The following is a 24323-nucleotide window of genomic DNA, read 5'->3' as shown; positions in this document are numbered from 1 at the left end:
AACGTACATCGTTGAGAATTTATTACCGAGTGTACCACAAGACCTTGCTAGCGCCAAACTCCGAACTACTATATAAAGGTGCCGCTCTGGACGACTCTGTGGGGAACCTGTGGATAAACGCGTGAACCTTGTGAAGCTTTCGGTTGGCACCGAAAGCGTTGAAAGCCTGATGGCCTGGCAGGAGATGCGCCGCCGGGAACTGCCGGAGGGCCTGCCACGCCACGTCACCCGCATGTGGCCCAAGCGCGAGGCGGAGATCCTCAATGGCGGCTCGATCTATTGGGTGATCAAGGGGCTGATCCAATGCCGCCAGCGCGTGCTGCGAATGGATGAGGTGACCGGCGAAGACGGCATCCGCCGCTGCGCCATCATTCTGGAACCGGAATTGCACCGCACCCACACTGCACCGAAACGCCCGTTCCAGGGCTGGCGCTATCTGAAGACTGAAGACTCACCCGCCGACCTGCCTGCCGGCAAAAGCCAAGAAGAGCCGCTGCCGCTGGAACTCTCGCAGGCACTGGCGGAAATCGGAGTGATCTGAGGCTTTCCGCCCCCCCCGCGGCGTGCCTCGCCAGCGCCGGGCGTCAGCCCGGCGCCCGGCCCAACCGGAACGGCGGCATCCTGGATGCCGCTGCGCCGGGCGGGAGAACACTGGCTCAGGGACCGCTTTGGGTTCAAAAAAGAGGATCTCCCGCCGCCATTGCAGGCATCAAAGATGCCCGAATGGCGGCGGGCGCAGCCCGCGCTAGCGCGCGGGCGGTCCCGCCTGCTTTCGGCCTTCCAGCAGGTCCAGCAGCGTATTCAGAGCCGCCTTCTCATCCAGCCCGTATTTCGCCACCCGGCTGCGCCACAGCGTCGCCTGGGACTTCAGCACCAGCCCGTCCGCCAGCAGCTTCAGATGGTTGGCCCGCAGCGTTTCGCCGGTCGAGGTAATGTCGGCCACCATCTCGGCGGTCTCGTTCTTCACCGTGCCCTCAGTCGCGCCCTGGCTGTCCACCAGCTGGTAATCCGCCACCCCGGCATCGGTCAGGAATTCCCGCACCAGCCGGTGGTATTTGGTGGCAATCCGCAACCGGTGCCCATGCGCGGAGCGAAAGGCAGACGCCACCGCATCCAGGTCATCCAGCGTGTCCACATCAATCCAGAACTGCGGCACCGCCAGGATCAGGTCGGCATGGCCAAAACCCATTTCGGCCAGGCTCTCTAGCTGCTGCTCGAACCGCGGCAGCTTCTCCTGCACCAGATCGGTGCCGGTGACGCCCAGATGGATCCGCCCCGCCGCCAGCTCGCGCGGGATTTCCCCCGCCGACAGCAGCACCAGCTCCATGTTCGCAACACCCTCGACCGCGCCGGCATATTCCCGGTCGGACCCGGTGCGCGCCAACGTCACGCCGCGCTTGGCGAACCAGTCGAATGTCTTCTCCATCAGCCGCCCCTTGGACGGCACCCCCAGCTTCAAACTCATGCGCGCACCTCCTCAAGCTGCAGCATCAGGTCCGGGCGCAGCACACCGCCGACCGCCGGGATTTCCTTGCCCCCGCCCAGCCGCCGGGTCAGCGCATCATAGCGCCCGCCGCTGGCGATCGGCGGCAAATCAGGCCGCGCCTCGGCGTAAAAGCCGAACACAAACCCGTCGTAATACTCCATCGAGGTGCGCCCGTAAGAGGCCTCGAAATCGAGGGTCTCCACATCCACTCCGCGCGCTTTCATCGCCGCGGTGCGTTCATCCAGGCGGTCCAGCGCCAGATTGATCTGCGGCAGGTCCACGGCGATGTCGCGCATCTGCTCTACCGCGTAGGGAACCGTTTCGCGTACCGCCATCAGCGCTTCCAGCGCCAGCAGCTCATTCTCGGCAATCGGCGGTGCCTTGGCATCTTCGCGCAGCGCTTCAACCCGCGCCTGCACCTCTGCCGCGCGGCGTTTGCCAAGCTCCACCGCCGACCCGGTCAGATCGCCCTCGGTCTCCAGCAGCTTCTTGCGGTTCTCCGGAACCGATGCCCGGCCCGCGAACCGGTCCAGCAACGCCCGGAACCGGCGCGGCCGCCAGATATGGCGCATCAGCGCCGCCTTGCGCTTCTCACTGGTTTTCAGCCCTTGCACGGCGGCCATCAGAATGCCGATATCGCCGGTTGCCGCCCGCAAAGGCAGCCCGCGCACCTGCAGCGCAAACAGCGCAAACACCTCCGCATCCGCTGCCGCCGCATCGTTGCGCTCAAACACCTCATAGCCGACTTGCAGGTATTCGTTGGGCCGGTCAGGGTCGATCTCCTGCCGCCGGAACACCTCGCCTGAATAGGTGTAACGCGCAGGCTCCGCCCCGTGGCGCATATGCGCCTCCACCACCGGCACAGTGAAATCCGGGCGCAGCATCTGCTCGCCGTGCAGCGCATCTGAGGTCACATAGGCGCGCGCCCGGATGTCCTCGCCGTAAAGATCCAGCAACGTGCCGGCCGGCTGCAGCAGCGGCGTGTCCACCACCTGCGCGCCTGCGGCCTCAAAGCGGACCCGCAGCATCGCAGCGCGGGCCTGAATTTGCGATTGAGCCGCCATGATCAGTCCTGCCCGTCCAGAATTTCCCGCACCTTGGCGGCCAGTTCCTTGCGCGGCACTTCAAACTGGCTCGGACGTTCCTTCCACTCTTCCAGGGTCGCACTCTCAGCGATCCTGGCACCCAGGATCAGGTCCTTGATCTGCACCACGCCATTGGCTTTTTCATCGCCGCCTTCGATCACGGCCACGGGCGAATTCCGCTTATCCGCATATTTCAACTGGTTGCCGAAATTCTTGGGATTGCCCAGGTAAACCTCCGCCCGGATGCCCGCATTGCGCAGCTCTGCCACCATCGCCTGGTAATCCGCCATCCGGTCACGGTCCATTACGGTGACCACAACGGGGCCGGCAGCCTCTGCCGAAAGCCGCCCCTTAGCATGCAGCGCCGCCAGCAGCCGGTCAACGCCAATGGACACACCCACTGCAGGCACTTCCTGCCCGGTAAAGCGCTTGACCAAACCATCATAGCGCCCGCCGCCCGCAACCGATCCGAACTGCCGTTTGCGGCCCTTCTCGTCAAGGATATCAAAGGTCAGCTCCGCCTCAAACACCGGCCCGGTGTAATAGCCAAGCCCGCGTACAACCGACGGGTCGATCTCGATCCGGTCCTTGCCATAGCCGCCCGCGGCCAGCAGCTCGCCGATCTGCTCCAGTTCGGCAATGCCCTCCTGACCCACCGCACTGTCGCCCACCGCAGCACGCAGATTGGCAATGGTGCCCGCCGCCTCCGCCGCCTTTGAGGTCAGAAACGCCAGTACCGGCGCGGCCTGATCATCAGACAGGCCAACCCCGTCGATGAAAGCACCCGACGCATCCAGCCGCCCCTTGGTCAGCAGCTCGCGTACGCCGGCCTCACCCACCTTGTCGAACTTGTCGATAGTGCGAAGAACGTTGTCACGTACAGCAGGGTCGTCACCGATCCCCATCACCTCCAGCACGCCGTTCAGAACCTTGCGGTTGTTCACCCGCACCAGATAGTCGCCGCGCGGAATGCCGACGGTCTCCAGCGTGTCCGACAGCATCGCGCAGATCTCGGCGTCAGCGGCCATCGAGGCGGTGCCAACAGTGTCCGCGTCACACTGATAAAACTGGCGGAAGCGGCCCGGTCCCGGCTTTTCATTGCGCCAGACCGGTCCCATCGCATAGCGGCGGTACGGCGTCGGCAGATCATTGCGGTGCTGGGCATAGACCCGCGCCAGGGGCGCCGTCAGGTCATAGCGCAGCGCCATCCAGTCACCGTTTCCATCGTCCTCGGTCTCCTGCCAGGCAAACACACCCTCATTGGGGCGGTCCACATCGGGCAGGAACTTGCCCAGCGCCTCAACGGTTTCCACCGCCGCGGACTCCAGCGCCTCGAACCCGTAATGATGATACACACCCGCAATGGCCCGCAGCATCTCGCTGCGCTGGGTCACCTCCGCACCGAAATAGTCGCGGAACCCCTTGGGCGTTTGTGCCTTGGGGCGGGGCTGTTTCTTCACTTTGGCCATGTTCGGCCTCCTCACGGGTAGCGGTTTCACTTGCCCGGCGGTCTAGCGGATGCCAGCCGCAACAGCAAGAAGGAGCCGGGCGCACACAGGAACGCAGGAACCCAACGGCCCTAGCGCCGCGCCGCCTTCTTCTGGCGGAAACATCCCCGCCGGAGGCCCGCTGGTTTTCCACCAGAAAACCCTCGTCAGCAACAGCCGCCCCATGGACCCAGGCAGGCAATGCCCCTATGACAGGCCAGCCGCGCACAGGAGAGCCCCATGCAGCATCTGGAAGAGCAAATCGCCCATCTGACCCGCAGCGTGGAGGAGATGAGCGACGTGATCGCCCGCCAGCAGCAGGAGATCGACACCCTGACCCGCCGCGTCGCCATGCTGATGCAGCGCGAGGCCACCCGCGAGCAGGACAGCACCGGCGGCGCAGTCTTTGGCGACGAACGCCCGCCGCACTACTGAGAAAATCCCGTCATGACGGACCTGCGGCAGCCCGTGGGCTGGCGCCTCAACAGGTGTTCGGAGCAGTTTATCCCGGCCAAACCCGTACGACTTCTCCGGCGGAGCACCCGGCCTTGCCATTGCGCCAGCCCGCCCGACGGGCTGCCGCAGGCCCGGGGCGCTCCGCGCCGTTGTTCCGGGCAAAAGTTTCTAAGACTACCGGAGACATCCTCAAAGACGGTTCACTTAGCGTACACATCAGACTTGTTCTTTTGCTCTACGGACAAAGCAATTTTTTCAAGTGCAGACACCATTCTCATTTCCGGAGACTTATCCGCTCCAAGCTTTGCCATCTCTCGTATGTCGAGCACAAAATTGCTACGATATTCCCCTCCTGCTAAATCTTCATACACTAATGAAACAGCAAAAGGAGGCAGAGGTTTTTCCCCTAACAGCCGCCACCCCACCCCTAAACTGAATTTCACCGACTTGTTATGCGGGATGACCGTGAAAATGTGATGCTTATCAAAGATGTTAACAAATAAATCACGTTTCAGCAGATTGTCGGCCGGCTCTTCAATGTCCAGTGCAACGTTAAGTGCCGCGCCCGCGCCAACATTTGAAACGTTGAAGGTAATCACTTCGCGAGCATCTTCTCGCTGACCAAAGTGTGCGATGAGAACTGGATCCGTAGCCGCTTCCCGCGCTTTGCTTTGCTCAGTGAGTGCTTTCGCGGCTAGAGTTGTTGATGCCCCTGCAACCAACAAAGAAACTACAATGGGAATGACCCTTAGGCTATTTTGAGCACCAAAGCCGGAAATCTCCTGCTGCCCAAAAACAAAAAACAAGATCGCACTTAACAGACCGATAGTGAGACCCAGCGCTACTTTTCCATCGGAAAGAAAACCTCCGTGAACTTCGGTTTTATCATGCCGAACACTGTACTTTGCCATTTACATTATTCCTAAAAATTACCACCTCAAATCTCCTCCACATCCAGCACCCCGTCCAGCGACTTCAGCGCCCCTTTGATCTGCGGGTTGATCGGAAACGCCTGGCCCAGATCCATCTCCACATCGCCGGGCAGGCCCGGATCCTGCAGGTACATGTAGACCTCGCCGCGCGCGGCATTGCGGGCCGCCGCCTTGGCGTCCTCCAGCACTTGCGCCACGGTGCCAACCGCCGCGGCATCACTCAGGTAAACCCGCAAAGAACTGCGCCCGGCATCGGCAATCGCGCTGTCCACCGGACCAACCGAGCGCACCAGCAGTTTCAGCTGATCGCTCTCCATCGTCGCCTCGGCGGTGATCACAACCTTGGCGCCGGTCTCCAGGAACTCGCGGGATTTCTCCAGCACTTCGGAAAACAGTGTCACCTCAAAGGCACCGGAAGGATCCGATAGCTGGGCAAAGGCAAAGCGGTTGCCGCGGGCGGATTTCCTCTCCTGCCGCCCGGCCACCACGCCCGCCATCTTGGCCATGAACGGGCCGCGCTCGGCCTTCGCCGTCACTTCGTCCAGCGTCATCACATCCTTGCGCTTCAACGCGGGCATGTAGTCGTCCAGCGGATGGCCTGACAGGTAGAACCCGATCGCCTTGAATTCCTCGCTCAGCCGCTCGGCCGGCAGCCAGTCCGGTACGCTCGGCAGGCGTGGTTCGGGCAGATCCTCGCCCGCCTCGCCGAACAGCGACACCTGGCTGGAATTGCGCTGGTCATGCACCGCGGCAGAGTAATCCACCAACGGGCCGAGGCTTTCGAACACCCGGCGGCGGTTGGGGTCGAGCTGGTCAAACGCCCCTGCCCGCGCCAGCATCTCCAAGGGCCGCTTGCCGACGCGCTTCAAATTCACCCGGCGGGCAAAATCGAACAGGTTCACAAAAACCCGATCATACCCGCTCTCATTGCGCGCCTCGGTGACCAGCCGCATCACGTCAACACCAACGTTCTTCAGCGCGCCCAGCGCATAGACCAACTCGCCCTTGACCACATTAAACGTCGCCATCGACCGGTTCACGCAGGGCGGCACGTATTTCAGCCCCAGCCCTTTCTTCACCTCTTCAAAGTAGATCGCCAGCTTGTCGGTCAGATGGATATCGCAGTTCATGACGCCGCCCATGAACTCCACCGGGTGGTTCGCCTTCAGCCAGCCGGTCTGATAGCTGACCACCGCATAAGCCGCCGCGTGCGACTTGTTGAAGCCGTAGTTGGCGAATTTCTCCAGCAGGTCGAAGACTTCCGAGGCCTTCTTGGCAGGCACGCCATTCTCCGCCGCGCCCTTTTCAAACTTCGGGCGTTCGGCGTCCATCGCCTCCTTGATTTTCTTACCCATCGCCCGGCGCAGCAGGTCGGCGCCGCCCAGGCTGTAGCCGGCCATCACCTGGGCAATCTGCATCACCTGTTCCTGATAGACGATGATGCCTTGGGTTTCCTCCAGGATATGATCGATCAGCGGATGCACCGATTGGATCTTCTTCAGCCCGTTCTTCACCTCGCAATAGGTCGGGATGTTCTCCATCGGGCCGGGCCGGTACAGCGCCACCAGCGCCACGATGTCCTCGATGCAGGTCGGCTTCATGCGCTTCAGCGCATCCATCATGCCGGTGGATTCCACCTGGAACACCGCCACCGTCTTGGCCCGCGAATAAAGTTCGTATGTAACCTTGTCGTCCAGCGGAATGGCGTTGATTTCATTCACCGCGCCTTCGGGCGGATCGTACAATTGCGTGCCGTCCTCGCCGGTATGCAGATCGCGGCCAGACTGTTTGATCAGGTCCACCGCATTCTGAATGACGGTCAGGGTTTTCAGGCCAAGGAAGTCGAACTTCACCAGCCCGGCCTGCTCCACCCATTTCATGTTGAACTGGGTGGCCGGCATGTCGGACCGCGGGTCCTGATAGAGCGGCACCAGCGCATCCAGCGGCCGGTCGCCGATCACCACCCCCGCCGCGTGGGTCGAGGCATTGCGCAGCAGCCCCTCGACCTGCTGGCCATAGGTCAGCAACCGGTCCACCACCGGCTCATTGCGCGCCTCTTCCTTCAGCCGCGGTTCATCCACCAGCGCCTTTTCGATAGAAACCGGTTTCACCCCTTCCACCGGGATCATCTTGGACAGCCGGTCCACCTGGCCGTAGGGCATCTGCAGGACCCGTCCGATGTCGCGCACCGCCGCCTTGGACAGAAGCGCACCGAATGTGATGATCTGCCCGACTTTGTCGCGGCCGTACTTCTGCTGCACATAGCGGATCACCTCTTCGCGGCGGTCCATGCAAAAGTCGATGTCGAAGTCGGGCATCGATACCCGCTCCGGGTTCAAGAACCGCTCAAACAGCAGCGAATAGCGCAGCGGGTCAAGGTCGGTAATGGTCAGCGCATAAGCCACCAACGATCCCGCGCCCGAGCCCCGCCCCGGCCCCACCGGAATGCCCTGATCCTTGCCCCATTGAATAAAATCCGCAACGATCAGGAAATAGCCGGGGAATCCCATGCCCTCAATGATGCCCAGCTCAAAATCCAGCCGTGCCTGGTACTCCTCCAAACTCACCGCGTGCGGGATCACCGCCAGGCGTTTCTGCAGGCCCTCATTGGCGATGCGGCGCAGTTCTGAAACCTCATCATCAGCGAATTTGGGCAGGATCGGATCCCGCAAATAGGCCTTGAACGCGCAGCGTTTGGCGATCTCCACCGTGTTTTCAACCGCCTCGGGCAGGTCGGCAAACAGCGCCACCATTTCTTCCTGGCTTTTGAAGTAATGCTGCGCGGTCAGCCGGCGGCGCGGCTCGGACTGGTCGACATAGGCACCCTCAGCGATGCAGATCATCGCATCATGGGCCTCGTACATTTCGGTGTTCGGGAAATAGACGTCATTAGTCGCGACCAGCGGCAGTTCCATCGCATAGGCCATCTCCACGTGGCCGCGTTCGGTCTGCTTTTCCGCCTCCGGCTGGCCGTGCTCGCCGGGGTGGCGCTGCAGTTCCACATACAGCCGATCCGGAAAAATCCGCTTCAGCTGCTGCATCAGCACCTCTGCCGCCGGCCGCTGTCCCTGCTGCAGCAACAGCCCCACCGGCCCGTCCGGCCCGCCGCTCAGGCAGATCAGCCCCGCGCTGTTGGCCTCCAGATCCTCCAATGTGACCTGCGGCAGCTGTCCGCCATTGTCCACATACAGACAGGACGACAGCCGCATCAGGCCCTCATACCCTTCTTCGCTCTGCGCCAGCAGCACCAGGGGCGCGGGCAGCTTGGGCTTGCCGCCCGGCTCCGCCTGCTGAAAGGTCAGATCGACCTGGCAGCCCAGGATCGGCTGGATGCCTGCACCGGACAGCGTCACAGAAAATTCCAGCGCCGAGAACATGGCATTGGTATCGGTCACAGCAATCGCCGGCATCCCGTGTTTTTTGCACAGGTCCGGCAGCTTTTTCAGCCGCAGCGCGCCTTCCAGCAGGGAATACTCGGTATGGCTGCGCAGGTGAATGAATCGGGGAGAGCTTGTCATACCGCCACGCTATCTTATTGCCGCAGCACGGTGAAAGAGCGAACTGCAAAGCCTGCTTCCCGGATTAGCGAAAGGATTACCCGCCATTTTCAGGATTAATTTGAAGCTGTTTCGCCCCGCAAAGAGAGACCCGCCCTAAACATACAGCTAAAAGGCATAAAAAATAACAGCATAGCCGCCGCATTTGGAATTTAATTGCGCCGCGGAATACTGCAGCGCAGCAGCGGTTTTCCTTGCTTTGCCAAGGGGCTGCTCCCTAGGCTGGTATCAGCAAGCAACACACAGCCCGCCTTTCCTTCTACGCCGCATCGAAGGGAGGCATACCGGGTCAACAGGGTAACGCGGCCGGTCTCGGGAAGATGGCACTCGCCTTTCGTCTGAATGGTGAAGACGTTCTGATCGAACACGCAGACCCATCGTCCACGCTGCTGGACTGGCTGCGCGGCGCTAAGGGTCTCACCGGAACCAAAGAAGGCTGCAACGAAGGCGATTGCGGCGCCTGCACCGTCATGGTCACCGACGGGCGCGGATCGAAAGCGCTGAATGCCTGCATTCTGTTCCTGCCCCAGCTCAACGGCAAATCTGTCCGCACTGTCGAAGGTGCCGCAGGCCCGGACGGCAGCCTGCACCCCGTGCAGCAAGCGATGGTCGATCATCACGGCAGCCAATGCGGTTTCTGCACGCCCGGCTTCATCATGTCGATGGTGACCGCCCACACCAACGGTGCGGCGGATTTTGACGACCAGCTGGCCGGCAACCTTTGCCGCTGCACCGGCTACGCCCCGATCATCCGCGCCGCCGAGGCCGCCAACGGCGCCCCGGTCCCGGAATGGATCGCGGATGAAACCTCTTTCACTTTTTCCGAAATACTCCGGGGGGAGACCGCAGGCCGGGGGGCAGCGCACCCCTCCGGCACCCCTGCGCCAACGCCCCCGCTGCTGCCCGCCTCCGCAGACGAACTAGCCGAACTCTACAGCGCCAACCCGGATGCAACCCTCGTGGCCGGCGCCACCGACGTCGGCCTCTGGGTCACCAAGCATCTGCGCCACCTGCCGCAGATGATCTTCCTGGACGGCTGCACAGACCTGAAGGACATTGAGGTCACAGACACCGCCGTCCGCATTGGCGCCATGGCAGACATGAACGCCCTGCGCACCGCAATGGAACCGCTGCACCCGTCCTTCGCCGAAATGCTCCGCCGCTTCGCCTCCCAGCAGGTGCGCGCCGCCGCGACAGTCGGCGGCAATATCGCCAACGGCTCCCCCATTGGCGACACCCCGCCCGCATTGATCGCGCTCGGCGCCACCCTGCATTTGCGCAACGGGGATGATCGCCGGGATTTGCCGCTGGAGGATTTCTTCCTCAGCTACGGCAAACAGGACCGCCAGCCCGGCGAATTTGTCGAGACCGTCAGCTTTCCCCGCCAGCCCGGCACGCTGAAGGTTTACAAGCTATCGAAACGCTTTGATCAAGACATTTCCGCCGTGCTCGGTGCTTTCAACGTGACAGTCGAGAACGGCCGGATCACCACGGCCCGCATCGCTTTCGGCGGCATGGCAGGTATCCCCAAGCGCGCCGCGAACGTCGAAGCCGCCCTCACAGGCCAGCCCTGGGGTGAAGCCACGATCCAAGCCGCCGCCGCGGCCTTTGATCAGGACTTCACCCCGATGAGCGACATGCGCGCCTCAGCCGAATACCGGCTGGAAACCGCGCGCAACATGCTGATCCGCTATTTCACAGAGGTGAACGGCGCGGCAGTTTCGGTGCTGGAGGTGAAACCATGAGCGTTTCAAAACCCCTCCCCCATGACGCCGCCGAACTGCATGTGACCGGCGCCGCGCGATATGTGGATGACATCCCCTCGCCCGCCGGCACGCTGCATCTGGCCTTCGGCCTCTCCCCCATCGCCCGCGGCCACATCACCGGAATGCATCTGAGCGAGGTCCAGCACAGCCCCGGCGTGGCGGCAGTGCTGACCGCCAGGGGGCTGCCGTTTTCCAACGACGTCTCCCCTTCGCTCCATGACGAGCCGCTGCTGGCGGCGGGCACGGTCAACTATGTCGGCCAGCCGGTGTTCCTGGTGGTTGCCGACAGCCACCGCAATGCCCGCATCGCTGCCCGCAAGGGCCAGGTGGACTATGCCGAAGAACCCGCCCTGCTGACCCTGGACGCGGCCCTTGCCGCTGACAGCCGGTTCGAGGAAGGCCCGCGCATCTATGCCAAGGGCGACGCCGCTGCCGCCATCGCTGCCGCTCCGCGCATGATTGAGGGCACATTCGAACTCGGCGGACAGGAGCATTTCTATCTCGAAGGCCAGGCGGCAATGGCCTGGCCGCAGGAGGATGGCGGCATGCATGTCTTCTCCTCGACCCAGCATCCGGCCGAGATTCAGCACAAAGTGGCGGACGCCATCGGTCTGCCAATGCATAGTGTCAGGGTCGAAACCCGCCGCATGGGCGGCGGCTTTGGCGGCAAGGAAAGCCAGGGCAATGCTTTGGCCGTCGCTTGTGCCGTTGCGGCGCGGCTGACCGGGCGCCCTTGCAAGATGCGCTATGACCGCGACGACGACATGATCATCACCGGCAAGCGCCACGCCTTCCGTATCTCCTACCGCGCCGGGTTTGACGGCGACGGTCAGCTGCAAGGGGTCGAGTTCCTGCATCTGGTGGATTGCGGCTGGGCGCAAGATCTGTCGCTGCCGGTGGCTGATCGCGCCATGCTGCACGCCGATAATGCCTATCTGATCCCCGGTATCAGGATTGAGAGCCACCGCCTGCGCACCAACCGGCAAAGCGCCACCGCCTACCGCGGTTTTGGCGGACCGCAGGGCATGATCGGGATCGAGCGGGTGATGGACCATATCGCCCATGACCTCGGGATGGACCCAGCGGAGCTGCGGCAGCGGAATTATTATGCGGCCCCCGAGGAGGGGGGCTCTGCCCCCCCGCCCCCCCGGGATATTTCGGGCAAGAGGAAAGACAACACCACGCCTTATGGCATGGAAGTCACGGATTTTGAGCTGCAAGGGATGACGGCGGATCTGTTGCGCTCCTCGGATTATGCGGCGCGCAAGGCAGCAATTGCGGAGTGGAACAAGGGTCAAACCCACCTGAAACGCGGTATCGCCCTTTCGCCGGTGAAGTTCGGGATTTCCTTTACACTGACGCATCTCAATCAAGCCGGCGCGCTGGTGCATGTCTATCAGGACGGCTCGGTGCATCTGAACCACGGCGGCACCGAGATGGGCCAGGGGCTGTTCCAGAAGGTGGCGCAGGTCGCCGCCAGCCGCTTTGGCATCCCGCTGGAGAAGGTCAGGATCACCGCAACCGACACCGCCAAAGTGCCCAATACCTCCGCCACCGCGGCCTCGTCGGGGTCCGACCTTAATGGCATGGCGGTGAAGGCGGCCTGCGACACCATCCGCGACCGCATGGCCGGGTATCTGGCGCAGCAGCATCAGGCACGCCCCGGCGATGTGGTGTTTGAAGGTGGCATGGTGCGCATTGGCCAGGACGAAATGAGTTTCGATCAGGCCGCCATGGCCTGCTACCAGGGCCGGGTCAGCCTGTCTGCCACCGGCTTTTACAAGACACCCAAGGTGGAATGGGACCGGATCAAGGGCCAGGGCCGCCCGTTTTACTATTTCGCCTATGGTGCCGCGGTGACCGAAGTGGTGGTGGACGCCCTCACCGGCGAGAACCGTATCCTGCGTGCCGACATTCTGCATGACGCCGGCGCCTCGCTGAACCCTGGCATCGACATCGGCCAGATCGAGGGCGGCTATGTGCAGGGCGCCGGCTGGCTGACCACCGAGGAGCTGGTCTGGGACGGCGCCGGGCGCCTGCGCACCCATGCCCCCTCAACTTACAAAATCCCTGCCTGCTCGGACCGGCCCGATGTGTTCAACGTTGCACTTTACGACGGGCAGAACCGCGAGGACACCATCTACCGCTCCAAGGCTGTGGGGGAGCCGCCTTTTATGCTGGGCATCTCCGCCTGGCTGGCGCTCAGCGATGCGGTTTCGGCTTTTGGTGATGCCTACCCGGCGCTGGATGCCCCCGCCACAGCGGAAGAAGTCTGGTGCGCAATCCGGAGGGTACGTGATGGGGTTTGATGTCCAGGCCCTCCGCAAGGCGGTCGAGGATCATGGCCGCGTGGTGCGGGTGGTGATCGCGGCTGTCCGCGGCTCCTCCCCGCGCGAGGCCGGCACTGCCATGCTGGTTTGGAAGGACGGTCAAAGCGGCACCATCGGCGGCGGCACATTGGAGTTTGAAGCTGCAGAGGCCGCACGGGAGCAGACTTCCCCCAAACACGTCAGCACTCACGCGCTGGGACCGGACCTTGGTCAATGCTGCGGCGGCGCCGTCACCCTGCTCAGCGAGATTTATGAGGCTTCGGATCTGGCTGCGCTGGACCAGGAGATCATCGCCCGCTCCGCCAGCCCGGCGCCGATGCCGATGGCGGTGAAACGCATCCTCGCTGCCGCCCGCAGCCAGGGCCTGCCCCTTGCGCCGCAGCTGGTGGACGGCTGGATGATCGAACCTGTTCACAAACCTAACAGCCCGGTCTGGATCTGGGGCGCAGGCCACGTGGGCCGCGCACTGGTGAACGTTCTGGCACCGCTGCCGGATCTGGAGATCACCTGGGTGGACACCGGCGCAGAGCGATTTCCGGCAGAAACGCCTTCCGGCGTCACAGTGGTTCCTGCCACAGACCCTGCGCTTCTGGTGCCGCATGCGCCTGAAAACGCTGTGCATTTGGTGCTGACCTATTCCCATGCGCTGGATCTGGCGCTATGCCACGCGCTGTTGGGCCGCGGCTTTGCCTTCGCTGGGCTGATCGGTTCCAGAACCAAATGGGCGCGGTTCCGGTCGCGTCTTGCCGCCCTGGGCCACAGCCCGGACCGGATTTCACGGATCGCCTGCCCGATCGGCGATCCGCAACTTGGAAAACATCCGCAGATGATTGCGGTCGGCGTCACGGCCCAGTTGCTGCGGCTGAGTGCAAAAGATGAATTGAGAAAGGACCGGCGCGCGTGAGTGTACCACTGTTGAGCCTGCAAGGCCTGACCAAGGCCTACCCCGGGGTTGTGGCCAATGACTCCGTCTCCTTTGACATCGGCGAGGGCGAAGTGCATGCCCTCCTTGGTGAAAACGGCGCCGGGAAATCGACGCTGGTCAAGATGATCTATGGCCTCGTGAAGCCCGACAGCGGCCAGATGCTGCTGCGCGGGGAGCCTTTCGCCCCTGCTGAGCCGCGTGCGGCACGTGCTGACGGCATCGCCATGGTATTTCAGCATTTTTCGCTGTTTGACGCCTTGAACGTGGCTGAGAACATTGCGCTGGGGATGGAGAACCCGCCGGAGTTGCGCGACCTCGCCGCCCGCATCCGCGAAGTGTCGGAAACCTATGGGTTGCCGCTGGATCCCTTCCGCACCGTTGGTGATTTGTCGGCAGGTGAGCGCCAGCGGGTCGAGATCATCCGCTGCCTGCTGCAGGACCCCAAACTCTTGATCATGGACGAGCCGACCTCGGTCCTGACCCCGCAGGAGGTGGAGATCCTGTTCAAGACCCTGCAGAAGCTGCAGTCCGAGGGTACCTCGATCCTATATATCTCGCACAAGCTGGAGGAAATCCGCACGCTCTGCGATCACGCCACCATTCTGCGGCTGGGAAAGAACGTCGGCGAATGCACCCCGGCTGAAACCTCGGCCCGCGACATGGCGGAGATGATGGTCGGCAGCACCCTGCAGACCCCGGAACGCGGCAACCGCGAATTCGGCGGTGTGGCGATGGATATCTCCGGCCTGTCGGTACCGGCGCCTTCGGCCTTTGGCACTGCACTGAAGAACGTGCATTTGACGGTGAAAAAGGGCGAGATCCTTGGCATCGGCGGCGTGGCAGGCAACGGGCAGGACGAACTGCTGGGTGTGCTTTCCGGCGAGGTCCTGACCGATGCGGATGCAGTAAAACTGCATGGGCAACCCATTGGCCGCCTTGGCCCCGCCGCACGGCGCAAGCTGGGCGTTCTGGCAGCACCCGAAGAACGCCTGGGCCATGCCGCGGCGCCTGATATGAGCCTGACGGAGAATGCCATGCTCACCGGATCGGTGCGTGAGGGGCTGGAAAAGAACGGGTTTCTGGATTGGGCTGCAACCAAGGAATTTGCCGAGCGCATCATCAAGGCTTTTGACGTCCGCACGCCTGGTCCCGGCAATGCTGCGCGCTCACTGTCGGGCGGCAATCTGCAGAAGTTCGTGATCGGGCGCGAAGTGCTGCAGGATCCGGACGTTCTGGTGGTGAACCAGCCGACCTGGGGCGTCGATGCCGCAGCTGCCGCAGCCATCCGCCAGTCGCTGCTGGATCTGGCCGCCAAGGGGGCGGCGGTGATCTGCATCAGCCAGGATCTGGACGAGCTGATGGAAATCTCCGACAGCTTTGCCGCCTTGAACGAGGGCCGCCTGAGCGCCCCGCGCGAGGCTGCGGGCCTGACCGTAGACGAAATCGGCCTGATGATGGGCGGCGCCCATGGCATGGAGGTGGCGCATGTTTGACCCCGCCCGCAGTTATTTCACCTCCCCTCTCGGCGGCAAAGCGGTCTGCCGGGCAAAGGGCGGGAGTATTTTTGGAAAGATGAAACAGGGAGCCGCTACATGATCCGGCTTGAGAAACGGCCGCAGCCGTCGCGCGCCTGGTCGATGGCGACGCCGCTGGTGGCGGTGCTGGCGACGATGCTGTTTGGCGGGCTGTTGTTTGCAGCCCTTGGCAAACCGCCGGTGGAGGCGATCCGCACCATTTTCTGGGAACCGCTGTTTGGCGAATTCTCCTTTTATTACCGCCCGCAGCTCTTGGTGAAAGGCGCACCGCTGGTGCTGATCGCCATCGGCCTGTCGCTGGGTTTCCGCGCTGGGATCTGGAACATCGGTGCCGAGGGCCAGTACATCATGGGCGCCATCTTTGGCGCTGGCGCGGGCCTGGCCTTCTATCCTTCCGAATCCTTTCTCATCTTCCCCTTCATGGTCCTCGCAGGCGCCTTTGGCGGCTGGCTCTGGGCGATGATCCCGGCGGTGCTGAAAACCCGCTTTGGAACCAATGAGATCCTGGTGTCGCTGATGCTGGTCTATGTGGCCGAGCAGTTCCTCGCCTCGGTCTCATTGGGGCTGCTGAAGAACCCGGAGGGATTTGGCTTTCCCGGATCGCGCAACCTGCAGTCCTGGGACGCCGCCCATAACGCTGAGCTGATCGCGGGCAGCGGCATGCACTGGGGCGTGGTGGCGGCGCTGATTGCGGTGATCTTTGCCTATGTGCTGCTGAACCGCCACATGACCGGCTACCACATCCGCCTGACCGGCGAGGCGCCGCGCGCGGCCAAGTTTGCCGGCGTGAACCCCACCCGGCTGGTGCTGTTCTGCCTTGGCACCTCTGGCGCTTTGGCAGGTCTTGCCGGCATGTTCGAGGTTTCGGGCCCCTCCGGCCAGGTCAGCATCGACTTCAACGTCGGCTATGGCTTCACTGCGATCATCGTCGCCTTCCTGGGCCGTCTGCACCCGGTAGGCATCCTGCTGGCAGGCGGGCTGATGGCGCTGACATATATCGGCGGCGACATCGCGCAGTCGAACCTGCAGCTGCCCGCCGCTGCCATTCAGGTGTTCCAGGGGATGCTTCTGTTCTTCCTCTTGGCCTTTGACCTGTTGACCAATTTCCGCATCGCACTCAGCAAGCCGGAGGTGGCGTAATGGATCTTTCTGCAATCAACCCGGTCCTGCTCATCGCTTCGCTGATGGTGGCGGCAACCCCGCTGCTGCTGGCCGCCATAGGCGAGCTGGTGGTCGAGAAATCCGGCGTGCTGAACCTTGGCGTCGAGGGGATGATGATCACCGGCGCCATCGCTGGCTTTGCCGTGGCGGTAGAGAGCGGCTCGCCACTCCTCGGCTTCGTGGCCGCCGCCATTGCCGGTGCCGCCCTGTCGGTCCTGTTTGCCATCCTCACCCAGTTTGCCCAGGCAAATCAGGTGGCCTCGGGCTTGTCTTTGACCCTGTTCGGGCTGGGGCTTTCGGCGCTGTTGGGACAGTCCTATGTCGGTGTGAAACCGCCGCAGATGGGCGATATCCATATCCCGGTGCTCAGCGATCTGCCCGTGGTCGGCCCGATCCTGTTCGGCCATGACATCATCCTTTACTTCGGTATCGTGCTGACCGCCGCGGTCTGGTGGGTGTTGAAGTATTCCCGCATCGGACTGGTGCTGCGCGCAGTGGGGGAAAACCACGACGCCGCCCATGCGCTGGGGTACAAGGTGCTGAAGATCCGCCTGATGGCGATCATGTTCGGCGGCGCCTGTGCCGGTCTTGGCGGCGCCTACATCAGCCTGATCCGTGTTCCGCAATGGACCGAGGGCATGACCGCCGGCATCGGCTGGATTGCCCTGGCGCTGGTGGTTTTTGCCAGCTGGAAACCCTGGCGCGCGCTGCTGGGTGCTTATCTCTTTGGCGGGGTCACCGTGGTGCAGCTCAATCTGCAGGCGGCAGGCGTTGCCATTCCGGTCGAGTATCTGGCAATGTCGCCCTATCTGATTACGATCATTGTGCTTGTTATCCTTTCGGCGGACAAAAGCAGCGCACCCGCCTCGCTTGGCCGCAACTTCCACGCCTCCCGTTGAACATGGGGGGCTTTTCACTGCCCCGGCAGACCGGGGCCAAAAAGATCCAAACTGGGGAGAAATTGATGAAACTGACCAAACTTCTGACCAGCGCCGCGATGGCGCTTGGCCTCGCCGCAGGCGCGGCGATGGCGGACACCACCAAAGTGGGCTTTGTCTATGTCGGCCCCGTCGGCGACGGCGGCTGGACCTATGAGCACGACCAGGGCCGCAAGGCGGTTGAGGCCGAATTCGGCGATCAGGTCGAAACTGTGTACGTGGAAAACGTCGCCGAAGGCCCGGATGCCGAGCGGGTGATGACCCAGATGGCGCTGGAAGGCGCCGACCTGATTTTCACCACCTCCTTCGGCTACATGGACCCGACCATCAACGTCGCCAAGAAATTCCCGAATGTGAAGTTCGAGCACGCCACCGGCTATAAACGCGCCGACAACGTCTCGACCTATTCCGCCCGCTTTTACGAAGGCCGCGCAGTACAGGGCACCATCGCGGGCCACATGACCGAAAGCAACGTAGTCGGCTACATCGGCTCATATCCGATCCCGGAAGTGGTGCGCGGCATCAACTCCGCTTATCTCCACGCCAAGAAGGTGAACCCCGACGTTCAGTTCAAGATCGTTTGGGCCTTCACCTGGTTCGATCCTGCGAAAGAGGCAGATGCCGCCAAGGTGCTGATCGAACAAGGCGCCGACGTAATCCTGCAGCACACAGACTCCACCGCGCCGCAGGCCGCCGCACAGGCCGCAGGCAACGTGATCACCTTTGGTCAGGCCTCTGACATGGCGGAATACGGTCCCAAGCCGCGGGTGTCTTCGATCATCGACGACTGGGCGCCCTATTACATCGCCCGCACCAAGGCAGTGATCGACGGCAACTGGGAGTCGGTTGACACCTGGGACGGCATCGGCGCCGGCATGGTTGGCATCGGCGAGATTTCCGATGCGGTTCCAGCGGATGTGAAAGAGGCAGCCCTTGCGATCAAGGCGTCGATCGCCGACGGCTCTTACCATCCGTTCACCGGCCCGGTCAAAAAGCAGGACGGCTCTGACTGGCTGGCTGAGGGCGAGACCGCAGACGACGGCACCCTGGCTGGCATGAACTTCTATGTCGAAGGCCTGGAAGGCGACATCCCGCAGTAACCTGCGCGTCACTCAGAGATGGAAAGGCCCGCCGGTTGGCGGGCCTTTTTCATTCGGTGTCCCCGGCCCCGGTCAGGAACAGCGCACCGGCGCTGCCAGCCGCCGCACCTGCCCGCCATCCCGCTCAGCCAGCGGCGCGCCGGTCACTGCGCAGCCTGAAATCTGCGCGACATAGGCTGTCAGCTCCTGCAGCGCGGCACTGCCGCCGGTCTGCAGCCCGGCCCTGGGCATGCTGATGGCGAACAGCACTGCAAAGCTGCTGCCGTCCACTGTAACGATCCGGAACCGGGTCTGCGCATCCCCCAGGTTGGTCTTTGCCGCATAGGGCGACTTGCGTTCAGACGCCTTGTAGGCAATTGCAGCCCCGGCGGCTTCGCGGGCGGCCAGCCGTGCGCCGCCTGCCTGGAAACCCGCCGAATGGGCCACCAGCCATGGGGCACCGGTGCGGGTCTTGTGCAGGCCCGGGCGCATCGCTGCATGGGGGGCCAGCTCAGCCTCGGCTGCTGCCCGGTAATCTGTGCCGCTTGCCCCGGCCGGCACCCCGGTCTGCCCTCCCGCCTGCGCGCTGGAACCGGCCCGCGTTGCCGACCAGTAATCGGGCTTCTCCGGTCCCGCACAGGCTGCCAGAAGCGCCGCCGCCCCGATCATCAGAAACTGTTTCACGTTTGCTCTCCGTAGCTTTGCGGCCCCTATCCTGACAAGAAAACCGGGCCGCATTATGGCATCCAGACCTGGGCTGCACGAAGGCTGCAATCCATCTTTCCCTGCCGCGCCCCCTATGCCAAGCTCCGCGCATGACGCAGAATCTGACCACCCCCGATGGCACCCCCGCCAGCCGCTTTGCCTTTGGCTGCATGCAGTTCGGCGGCCGCGCCGATGAAGCGCAATCGGCCCGGATGTATGCCGCCTGCCGCACCGCCGGCATCAGCCACTTTGACACCGCCTGGATTTATACGGGTGGCCGTTCGGAGGAGATCCTGGGCCGCCTGATCCGGGAGGAGCGCGAGCAGCTGCTGATCGCCACCAAGGCCGGCTATACCGGCGGGGCCGGCGCCGCGAATATCCGCGCTCAGTTTGACGAAAGCCGCCGCCGGCTGGGGCTCGACATGGTCGATGTGCTTTATTTGCACCGGTTTGATCCGCATACCGACCTGCGCGAAACCATGGACTGCTTTGCGGCACTGAAAAGCGAAGGGCTGATCCGCTATGCGGCGCTGTCGAACTTTGCTGCATGGCAGGTGATGAAGGCGCAGATGGCAGGCCTCGCCTCGGGCACCGCCGTGGACATCCTGCAGCCGATGTATTCGCTGGTGAAACGCCAGGCCGAGGTGGAAATCCTGCCGATGTGCGCTGATCAGGGCATAGCCGCCGTCCCCTATTCGCCGCTGGGCGGCGGGCTGCTGACCGGCAAATACGCCGCCGGCGGCAGCGGCCGCATCACCGAGGACAAAGGCTACCGCACCCGCTACGGGCAGGCCTTCATGCATGAAGCCGCCCAAGCCCTGACCGCTCTGGCAGCGGATCATGGAACCGATCCGGCCACTCTGGCCGTTGCCTGGGCCGCAGCGCATCCCAGCCGCCCTGTGCCGATCATCTCTGCCCGCACGGTCCAGCAGCTGCAACCCTCGCTGGCAGCGCTGGATTTTGGTATGGAGCCGGACCTTTACCAAGCAATTGAAGCACTCAGCCCCCGGCCCGCACCCGCGACCGACCGGCTGGAAGAACAGGATTAGACCCATGCAGGATTTCATCGTCATCGGCGGCGGCATGGCCGGCACCAGCGCCGCCGCCCGGCTTGCAGACCTCGGCAGCGTTACCCTGCTGGAGATGGAGGACGCGCTTGGCTACCATTCCTCGGGCCGCTCCGCCGCCTTGTTCGAGGAAAACTACGGCCACGGCCCCACCATCGACCTGAACCGCGCCAGCGCAGCACATTTGCGCGACGGCGGCTATCTGTCGCCGCGCGGTCTGATGCTGGTGGGGGCCAAGGAGGATGCCGAGGGCTTTGCCCGCGACGTGGATGAGCTGCAGATGGCCACGCTGGAGCTGGACGAGGCCCGCGCCATGATCCCTATCCTGAACCCTGATACCGTCGGCTTTGCCGCCGTCAGCGGCGCGGCCGAGGATATCGACACCGACCGGATGCTGCAGGATTTCGCCAAATCCCTGCGCGCCGGCGGCGGTCAGATCGTGACCAAGGCGCCGGTGACCGCCATCACCCGCACGGCTTTTGGATGGGAGGTCACTGCAGGCGGCCAATCCTATCAGGCCCGCAAGCTGGTCAATGCGGCGGGTGCCTGGGCGGATCAGGTTGCGGCACTGGCAGGCGTGGAAACCATCGGCCTTCAGCCCAAGCGCCGCTCGATGGCGCGGCTGCCTGCGCCGGGCGGGCATGACGTCAGCGGCTGGCCAATGATGATCGGTGTCGGTGAAACCTGGTACGCCAAACCCGACGCGGGCAAGCTGTTGGTCTCCCCCGCCGATACCGACCCGGTGGACCCGCATGACGCCTATGCCGACGACATGGTGCTGGCCGAGGGACTGGCGCGCTACGAGGATATGGTGACCGAGCCGGTGACGCGGGTCGAAAGCAACTTTGCCGGGCTGCGCAGTTTTGTGGCCGACGGCACCCTGGTTCTGGGCCCGGACCCGCAGCAGCCGGATTTCATCTGGTGCGCGGCCCAGGGCGGCTATGGCATCATGACCGCACCCGCCGCCTCGCAGCTGATTGCCGATCTGGCGGCAGGCCGCACGCCGGCACTGGATGCGTCCGCCGTCGCGGCCCTGTCGCCTGCAAGGCTGCGCTGATGCCGGTGCGCTCTGTCCCCGGATCAGCTTCGGTCGCGGCACCTGAGGATGGCAAGCTGTTCGCCCCTGCCGCCGTCCGCAACAGCGATGTGCTGTGCGATCTGCTGGCAGAGGTTGCCCCGCCGCAAGGCCGCGCGCTGGAACTGGCCAGCGGCACCGGCCAGCATATCGCGGCCTATGCCGCGCGCCTGCCCGGTCTGATGTGGCAGCCCAGCGAAGCGGAGGCGGTCCGGCTTGCCAGTATCCAAGCCTATGCCGAAGGGGCGAGCCTGGCGAACATCGCCCCGCCGGTGCCGCTGGATGCTACCGCCCCCGGCTGGGGTGCAGATCACCCGGGGCAGAATTTGATCGTGCTGGTCAACCTCCTGCATCTGATCAGCGAAGATGAAGCAGAAACCCTCATCGCCGAGGCCGCCGCCGCCCTCGCCCCCGGCGGGCGCTTTGTGATCTATGGCCCCTTCCTGCGTGGCGGCGAGCTGACCAGCGAGGGCGACAAAGCGTTCCATGCCAGCCTCACCGCCCACGACCCGCAGATAGGCTACAAGGACGATTTCGACACCATCGACTGGCTGCACGGCAACGGGCTGGAGCTGCTGCAGGCGGTCGAGATGCCCGCCAACAATCTGGCGCTGATTGCGGAAAAACCACGCCTCTGATCTGGATCAATGCTGCCCGCCCCTGCGGCCCATAAACCTTCTGAAACTGGAATATATTTCTGAGGGACAGGCAGATGGACTGGCACGGCAAACTGAATGAGACCCGCAAGGGTCTGCGCAATCTGAACGGCGCCATCCCCGAAGCCGCGCAGGCCTTCGGCGCACTTGGCAAAGCTGTGAAACAGGGCGGTGTGCTGGAGTTCAAGCAAAAGGAATTTGTGGCCCTTGGCATCGCGGTGGCCCTGCGCTGCGAGGATTGCATCGGACTGCATGTGGAGGCGCTGGTCAAGTCGGGGGCAAGCCGGGCGGAAGTGGGCGACGTGCTGGCGATGTCGATCCAGATGGGCGGCGGGCCGGCAATGATGTATGCGGCCAAGGCGATGGACTGTTTCGATCAGCTGACCCGCTGACCTCCGACGCGGAATTCAGCCCGGAGACCACCTGTTTTCCGGCGGAAATTCCGCACCGGGATTTTATGTGCGCACCTCCCGCAACCCTTGCAAGACCTGGCGGATCTGCTCCAGCGCCGGGTTGTCCGGCAGGTACAGCACCTTGCAGCTCAGTTGGATTGTCGGCGCGTCCTCGACCCTGTGGATTTGTCCCGCCGCCAGCGCCCCCGCCGCCATATAGGCAGGAAAATACCCCATGCCGCCCCGTTTCATCAGATAGCGCAAACCCATCGGCGCGTTACCCAAAACGATATGCTGGCGGCTGCGCTGCGGCAGCACCTGCTGCACCTGCGCCGCATATTCGCTGCCGAACTCCAGGTTGATGAACAGGGGCAATGCGTCCCGACCCAGCCGCAACTGCTGGTCCGACACCAGAACCAGCTCCTCCGGCGGCAGTTCCTCTACCCCCAGCCTTGTGCCTGCGGGAACCTCGTTCACAATTGCCAGATCCAGCAGCCTGCGCGCCACCGCTTCGCCCATGTTGAGACCGTGATCATAGTTCAGCGTGAACGGCACGGTGCCCTGCGCCTGTTCCAGCCAGACGGCCACATCGACCAGCAGAGGATCCCAAACTGACAGCTGCGCCCCCAACCGAAGTGAAACCCTTCCTGCCAGGCTTTCCCGCAAATCGCCGGAAACAAACTCCCAGGTCCGCATCATCTGCTCGGCATAGGGCAGAAACTGCCGGCCCGCCGCAGACAGCCGGGTGCCGCCCGGCCCGCGTTCAAACAGGCTGGCGCCCAGCGCCTCCTCCAGCGCCTTGATGCGGGCGCTGACCGCGGTCTGGGTGATGTGCAGCCGCCGCGCCGCGGCATGAAAACTGCCGGCGGCCTCGATAGCCAGAAAGGTCTCAAAAGCGCTGATCTGCATGATGATCACTATTTCTGCTCGGATCGAGCAAATCAATTCGTTTTTCTGCTTGGTTACGTTTCGCTAGGCTGAAACCATATCAACCAAAGGACCCGCGACATGCTGGACAAAAGCCACAAGCCCACCTGGACCAGTTTCGAAGACGCCACGCCCGAAGACTGGGCCGCGGTGGAGAAATATGAGGAGGAATACAACGCCGCCCTGCCCGACCGGATTCTGGACGCGATCCGCTCTTTGGACGAGGATTGGACCCCCTACCCGGTGAACCGGTACCAGCACTCGCTGCAGGCCGCGACCCGCGCGCATGAAGACGGCGCCGATGACGAGATCATCGTCGCCGCACTGGTGCATGACACCGGCGATATCCTGTCGCCCTACAACCATGGCGAGCTGTCAGCGGCGATGATGAAACCCTATGTCCGCGAGAAAACCTATTGGATTCTGAAACATCACTGCGTGTTCCAGGGTTTCTATTACAACCATCATTTCGGCGGTGACCGCAACGCCCGCGACAAATACCGCGGCAGCCCCCATTGGGAGGACTGCCGGTATTTCTGCGAAAAATACGACCAATGCGCCTTTGACCCCGAGTATCCCACCAAGCCGCTGGAGTTCTTCGAGCCGATCCTGCGCCGTGTTCTGTCGCGCGGCTGGGGTCATATGGAGCTGGCGGAGACGGCGCAGGAATAAACCAGACAGAAGCAATTCCGCCTCACCGGGGCCGGATCAATGGCTTCCGGCCGCCGCGCGATAACCGCATCCCAAATGCCGGCACAGGCTGC

General features: G+C 63.3%; 21 protein-coding genes. 14 read left to right on the top strand and 7 right to left on the bottom strand.

From position 1 onward, the window contains the following. Positions 1-109 precede the first annotated feature (109 nt). Complete coding sequence (locus ETW24_RS05370; RefSeq protein ID WP_129370083.1) at positions 110-541, top strand: DUF1489 family protein; 432 nt, start codon at positions 110-112, stop codon at positions 539-541. 204 nt (positions 542-745) lie between these two features. Here the strand turns inward: ETW24_RS05370 and hisG are convergent, their stop codons facing one another. From hisG to hisS, 3 genes are read right to left on the bottom strand one after another with little or no spacing between them, the layout of a single operon-like run. Next, a complete protein-coding gene (gene hisG, locus ETW24_RS05365) occupies positions 746-1465 on the bottom strand; it encodes an ATP phosphoribosyltransferase (protein WP_129370082.1) in 720 nt (239 codons plus the stop codon). Further along, positions 1462-2550, bottom strand: coding sequence for an ATP phosphoribosyltransferase regulatory subunit (locus ETW24_RS05360; RefSeq protein WP_129370081.1), 1089 nt, complete (start codon positions 2548-2550; stop codon positions 1462-1464). The genes hisG and ETW24_RS05360 overlap by 4 nt, the downstream gene beginning before the upstream one ends. A 2-nt stretch (positions 2551-2552) precedes the next feature. Then, positions 2553-4040 carry a histidine--tRNA ligase gene (gene hisS, locus ETW24_RS05355; RefSeq protein ID WP_129370080.1) on the bottom strand — a complete coding sequence of 496 codons (1488 nt, stop codon included), beginning with the start codon at positions 4038-4040 and terminating at the stop codon, positions 2553-2555. Between the two features lie 258 nt (positions 4041-4298). Here hisS and ETW24_RS05350 point away from each other — a divergent pair, with 258 nt between their 5' ends. Further along, positions 4299-4493, top strand: a complete 195-nt coding sequence (locus ETW24_RS05350) for a SlyX family protein (RefSeq protein ID WP_024089107.1) — start codon at positions 4299-4301, stop codon at positions 4491-4493. 221 nt (positions 4494-4714) lie between these two features. Here the strand turns inward: ETW24_RS05350 and ETW24_RS05345 are convergent, their stop codons facing one another. Together ETW24_RS05345 and dnaE are read right to left on the bottom strand one after the other, a co-directional pair. Then, positions 4715-5425, bottom strand: coding sequence for a hypothetical protein (locus ETW24_RS05345; RefSeq protein WP_129370079.1), 711 nt, complete (start codon positions 5423-5425; stop codon positions 4715-4717). A gap of 26 nt (positions 5426-5451) precedes the next feature. Next, on the bottom strand, positions 5452-8964 hold the full coding sequence (gene dnaE, locus ETW24_RS05340; RefSeq protein WP_129370078.1) for a DNA polymerase III subunit alpha: 3513 nt from the start codon (positions 8962-8964) through the stop codon (positions 5452-5454). Between the two features lie 359 nt (positions 8965-9323). Here dnaE and xdhA point away from each other — a divergent pair, with 359 nt between their 5' ends. The 7 genes from xdhA to ETW24_RS05305 all read left to right on the top strand — a co-directional run bounded on the left by xdhA (position 9324) and on the right by ETW24_RS05305 (position 18758). Continuing rightward, entirely contained in the window at positions 9324-10748 is a 1425-nt protein-coding gene (gene xdhA, locus ETW24_RS05335; protein WP_129370077.1) for a xanthine dehydrogenase small subunit, read from the top strand. After that, positions 10745-13078 (top strand): xanthine dehydrogenase molybdopterin binding subunit, encoded by a 2334-nt coding sequence (xdhB, locus tag ETW24_RS05330; RefSeq protein WP_129370076.1) that lies wholly within the window; start codon positions 10745-10747, stop codon positions 13076-13078. Before xdhA ends, xdhB begins: the two co-directional genes overlap by 4 nt. Further along, on the top strand, positions 13068-14003 hold the full coding sequence (gene xdhC, locus ETW24_RS05325) for a xanthine dehydrogenase accessory protein XdhC (RefSeq protein ID WP_129370075.1): 936 nt from the start codon (positions 13068-13070) through the stop codon (positions 14001-14003). The genes xdhB and xdhC overlap by 11 nt, the downstream gene beginning before the upstream one ends. Next, on the top strand, positions 14000-15517 hold the full coding sequence (locus ETW24_RS05320; protein ID WP_129370074.1) for an ABC transporter ATP-binding protein: 1518 nt from the start codon (positions 14000-14002) through the stop codon (positions 15515-15517). The genes xdhC and ETW24_RS05320 overlap by 4 nt, the downstream gene beginning before the upstream one ends. Before the next feature lie 99 nt (positions 15518-15616). Continuing rightward, complete coding sequence (locus tag ETW24_RS05315) at positions 15617-16699, top strand: ABC transporter permease (RefSeq protein ID WP_129370073.1); 1083 nt, start codon at positions 15617-15619, stop codon at positions 16697-16699. Beyond that, positions 16699-17619: an ABC transporter permease gene (locus ETW24_RS05310; protein WP_129370072.1), complete on the top strand. Its 921-nt coding sequence runs from the start codon at positions 16699-16701 to the stop codon at positions 17617-17619. The genes ETW24_RS05315 and ETW24_RS05310 overlap by 1 nt, the downstream gene beginning before the upstream one ends. 65 nt (positions 17620-17684) lie before the next feature. Beyond that, entirely contained in the window at positions 17685-18758 is a 1074-nt protein-coding gene (locus tag ETW24_RS05305) for a BMP family ABC transporter substrate-binding protein (RefSeq protein ID WP_129370071.1), read from the top strand. A 72-nt stretch (positions 18759-18830) separates the two neighbouring features. Here the strand turns inward: ETW24_RS05305 and ETW24_RS05300 are convergent, their stop codons facing one another. Beyond that, the gene (locus ETW24_RS05300; RefSeq protein ID WP_129370070.1) at positions 18831-19421 is read right to left on the bottom strand and encodes a hypothetical protein; all 591 of its coding nucleotides are present in this window, start codon (positions 19419-19421) and stop codon (positions 18831-18833) included. Between the two features lie 131 nt (positions 19422-19552). On the opposite strand from ETW24_RS05300, the gene ETW24_RS05295 reads away from it, so the two are divergent. The 4 genes from ETW24_RS05295 (at position 19553) to ETW24_RS05280 (ending at position 22632) form a co-directional block, all read left to right on the top strand. After that, positions 19553-20491 (top strand): aldo/keto reductase, encoded by a 939-nt coding sequence (locus ETW24_RS05295; RefSeq protein ID WP_129370069.1) that lies wholly within the window; start codon positions 19553-19555, stop codon positions 20489-20491. A gap of 4 nt (positions 20492-20495) precedes the next feature. Next, the gene (locus ETW24_RS05290) at positions 20496-21566 is read left to right on the top strand and encodes an NAD(P)/FAD-dependent oxidoreductase (RefSeq protein ID WP_129370068.1); all 1071 of its coding nucleotides are present in this window, start codon (positions 20496-20498) and stop codon (positions 21564-21566) included. Further along, positions 21566-22222: a DUF938 domain-containing protein gene (locus tag ETW24_RS05285; protein ID WP_129370067.1), complete on the top strand. Its 657-nt coding sequence runs from the start codon at positions 21566-21568 to the stop codon at positions 22220-22222. Before ETW24_RS05290 ends, ETW24_RS05285 begins: the two co-directional genes overlap by 1 nt. Positions 22223-22296: 74 nt before the next feature. Continuing rightward, the gene (locus ETW24_RS05280) at positions 22297-22632 is read left to right on the top strand and encodes a carboxymuconolactone decarboxylase family protein (RefSeq protein ID WP_129370066.1); all 336 of its coding nucleotides are present in this window, start codon (positions 22297-22299) and stop codon (positions 22630-22632) included. 63 nt (positions 22633-22695) lie between these two features. Here the strand turns inward: ETW24_RS05280 and ETW24_RS05275 are convergent, their stop codons facing one another. Beyond that, positions 22696-23541: a LysR family transcriptional regulator gene (locus ETW24_RS05275; protein WP_254695704.1), complete on the bottom strand. Its 846-nt coding sequence runs from the start codon at positions 23539-23541 to the stop codon at positions 22696-22698. A 99-nt stretch (positions 23542-23640) separates the two neighbouring features. Here ETW24_RS05275 and ETW24_RS05270 point away from each other — a divergent pair, with 99 nt between their 5' ends. Further along, positions 23641-24231 (top strand): HD domain-containing protein, encoded by a 591-nt coding sequence (locus ETW24_RS05270; RefSeq protein WP_129370064.1) that lies wholly within the window; start codon positions 23641-23643, stop codon positions 24229-24231. Positions 24232-24323 lie beyond the last annotated feature (92 nt).

Source organism: Leisingera sp. NJS204, assembly GCF_004123675.1.
In the GTDB taxonomy this organism is placed as follows: domain Bacteria; phylum Pseudomonadota; class Alphaproteobacteria; order Rhodobacterales; family Rhodobacteraceae; genus Leisingera.
This window is presented reverse-complemented; position numbering and strand designations above follow the sequence as displayed.

Excerpts from the sequence above, each read along its gene's own strand:
- hisG (WP_129370082.1), bottom strand. The coding sequence starts at position 1,465 with ATGAGTTTGAAGCTGGGGGTGCCGTCCAAGGGGCGGCTGATGGAGAAG.
- ETW24_RS05360 (WP_129370081.1), bottom strand. The coding sequence starts at position 2,550 with ATGGCGGCTCAATCGCAAATTCAGGCCCGCGCTGCGATGCTGCGGGTC.
- hisS (WP_129370080.1), bottom strand. The coding sequence starts at position 4,040 with ATGGCCAAAGTGAAGAAACAGCCCCGCCCCAAGGCACAAACGCCCAAG.
- ETW24_RS05350 (WP_024089107.1), top strand. The coding sequence starts at position 4,299 with ATGCAGCATCTGGAAGAGCAAATCGCCCATCTGACCCGCAGCGTGGAG.
- ETW24_RS05345 (WP_129370079.1), bottom strand. The coding sequence starts at position 5,425 with ATGGCAAAGTACAGTGTTCGGCATGATAAAACCGAAGTTCACGGAGGT.
- dnaE (WP_129370078.1), bottom strand. The coding sequence starts at position 8,964 with ATGACAAGCTCTCCCCGATTCATTCACCTGCGCAGCCATACCGAGTAT.
- xdhA (WP_129370077.1), top strand. The coding sequence starts at position 9,324 with ATGGCACTCGCCTTTCGTCTGAATGGTGAAGACGTTCTGATCGAACAC.
- xdhB (WP_129370076.1), top strand. The coding sequence starts at position 10,745 with ATGAGCGTTTCAAAACCCCTCCCCCATGACGCCGCCGAACTGCATGTG.
- xdhC (WP_129370075.1), top strand. The coding sequence starts at position 13,068 with ATGGGGTTTGATGTCCAGGCCCTCCGCAAGGCGGTCGAGGATCATGGC.
- ETW24_RS05315 (WP_129370073.1), top strand. The coding sequence starts at position 15,617 with ATGATCCGGCTTGAGAAACGGCCGCAGCCGTCGCGCGCCTGGTCGATG.
- ETW24_RS05310 (WP_129370072.1), top strand. The coding sequence starts at position 16,699 with ATGGATCTTTCTGCAATCAACCCGGTCCTGCTCATCGCTTCGCTGATG.
- ETW24_RS05305 (WP_129370071.1), top strand. The coding sequence starts at position 17,685 with ATGAAACTGACCAAACTTCTGACCAGCGCCGCGATGGCGCTTGGCCTC.
- ETW24_RS05295 (WP_129370069.1), top strand. The coding sequence starts at position 19,553 with ATGACGCAGAATCTGACCACCCCCGATGGCACCCCCGCCAGCCGCTTT.
- ETW24_RS05290 (WP_129370068.1), top strand. The coding sequence starts at position 20,496 with ATGCAGGATTTCATCGTCATCGGCGGCGGCATGGCCGGCACCAGCGCC.
- ETW24_RS05285 (WP_129370067.1), top strand. The coding sequence starts at position 21,566 with ATGCCGGTGCGCTCTGTCCCCGGATCAGCTTCGGTCGCGGCACCTGAG.
- ETW24_RS05280 (WP_129370066.1), top strand. The coding sequence starts at position 22,297 with ATGGACTGGCACGGCAAACTGAATGAGACCCGCAAGGGTCTGCGCAAT.
- ETW24_RS05275 (WP_254695704.1), bottom strand. The coding sequence starts at position 23,541 with ATGCAGATCAGCGCTTTTGAGACCTTTCTGGCTATCGAGGCCGCCGGC.
- ETW24_RS05270 (WP_129370064.1), top strand. The coding sequence starts at position 23,641 with ATGCTGGACAAAAGCCACAAGCCCACCTGGACCAGTTTCGAAGACGCC.